The 402-nt window shown below is 63.9% G+C and carries 1 protein-coding gene; it reads left to right on the plus strand.

Annotated features, from left to right (window positions below; genetic code table 11):
* Positions 1-402: integrase core domain-containing protein (locus CWO89_RS45285; RefSeq protein WP_165421645.1), on the plus strand; the 402-nt coding region annotated here is incomplete at both ends.

Consider the following 402-nt stretch of genomic DNA (forward strand, 5'->3'; position numbering starts at 1 on the left):
CGATGGCGCTGGCGGCGCGCCGACCCACGCCTGGCAGCCTGATCCACCACTCCGACCGCGGCATCCAATACGCCTGCGGCGACTACACCGAGCTCCTCCAGCAGCACGACATTGCTCCCAGCATGAGCCGGGTCGGCAATCCCTACGACAATGCCAAGGCGGAGAGCTTCATGAAGACCCTCAAGCAAGAGGAGGTCAACGGCCAGACCTACCGCGATGCGCCGCATGCCAGAAATGCGATCGGCGCCTTCATCGAAGAGGTGTACAATCGTCAACGGCTGCACTCGGCTCTGGCTTACCAGCCGCCAGCCGAGTTCGAAGCAAATTTACCAGGTTGCGGGGCTGCTGCGCAGCAGCCCCGCAACCTGGCCCTAACCCATCAACCCGCCCTGCCGCCTCAAG

The sequence above is a fragment of the Bradyrhizobium sp. Leo170 genome, assembly GCF_004296405.1.
GTDB lineage: Bacteria > Pseudomonadota > Alphaproteobacteria > Rhizobiales > Xanthobacteraceae > Bradyrhizobium.